This is a genomic window from Streptomyces sp. NPDC019396, assembly GCF_040632375.1.
Lineage (GTDB): Bacteria > Actinomycetota > Actinomycetes > Streptomycetales > Streptomycetaceae > Streptomyces.
In genome coordinates this window covers 1-1188 of record NZ_JBEYBS010000031.1, presented here as the reverse complement: position 1 = coordinate 1188, position 1188 = coordinate 1, and the positions used below count along the sequence as shown (strand labels likewise).

Here is a 1188-nt window from a genome sequence, read left to right as displayed (position 1 = left end):
CCCTCGCAGACGGCCAACACACCATCCTCCCCACCACGCGAGACGCCGCAGGCAACACCACCGAAGGCGACCCCATCACCATCACCATCGACACCGCATCCCCCAGGACGCCGGTCATCACCAGTCCCGCAGACGGAACGACGCTCACGGGCTGCCGATGGAATCGGCCGAACGGACCGGAGCGGACAGGTCGTGGAGGGTGCACGGTGTCCTTTGCCGGAACCGGTGGGGTCGGCGACCGGATCTCCGTCGTCGAAGGCAGGCGAGTCGTCTGCTCGGCGACCGTCCACTCCGATGGAGACTGGACATGTCGGGGGCGCGTTGCGGATACCCACGGCAGCCACACCTTCGTCGCTGTTGCCACTGGTAGGAACGGCGCCACGGCGCAGAGTGAGCCGGTGACCGTGAGGATCGCGTCGCGGCATCGTCCGTACAAGGGCCGGCCTCACACCGGTCCGCGAGACGCCGCCGCGGCGAGCTAGGTATAGGACTGCCGGACGTTGTTGACACCTGGGGTTTCCGAACACTACGGAGAACCTCATGCCCCATCGCTGCAACAGCAGCAGGACCGCCAGGCGCAGCACCGCCTGGCGGTCCTGCGTCACGCCGAGGAAGTCACCGGCCGCATGAGCGCGGGCCGCCAGGCCTGGTGATGCCCAAGGGAATCGAGCAGGCGAGGCTCCCTGTCAGTCGCGCGAGACATTTGATGCCTCGACGTCGCAGCAGGGGGCCGTCTGTTCCTCTTCCGGCCCTTGCGACACCACCCGACCGGATCTGGCACGGGATGTCGGGTTCAGGGGTGACTGCTGCCGTGACGAGCGCAGACGGGCAATCAGCCGGACGGCCAGTGGAGGGGAACCGGGAGGGCTGGAACGGCCCAATCAGGCTCGGGAGTACATCGAGCAGCGCCTCGACCTGACCATCGACGCGGCCGAACTGGGGCGTATCGCAGCTACTTCGGAGTACCACCTGCGCCGAATATTCGCGGTGCTCGCGGGCATGCCGCTGTCGGAGCACATCCGCCGCTGGCGGCTTACGGTCGCAGGCGCCGAGGTACTCGCAGGGGACGAACCGCTGCTGGAGATCGCGGTGCGCTAAGAGGTCCTAACAGAAGTTGTTGATCATGTGACTTTCGGTTCGGATGCTCGTTGGTTTCAACATGGGGAAGCGTCAGTCGCGGCCGTGGAT

General features: G+C 66.5%; 1 protein-coding gene and 1 pseudogene. Both read left to right on the top strand.

Going from position 1 to position 1188, the window contains the following annotated elements:
* The first annotated feature begins 206 nt into the window (after nucleotides 1-206).
* A complete protein-coding gene (locus ABZ532_RS27495) occupies nucleotides 207-482 on the top strand; it encodes an Ig-like domain-containing protein (protein ID WP_361289410.1) in 276 nt (91 codons plus the stop codon).
* Between the two features lie 385 nt (nucleotides 483-867).
* Nucleotides 868-1095, top strand: a pseudogene (locus ABZ532_RS27490) (AraC family transcriptional regulator); the annotation flags it as partial.
* Between the last annotated feature and the right edge of the window lie 93 nt (nucleotides 1096-1188).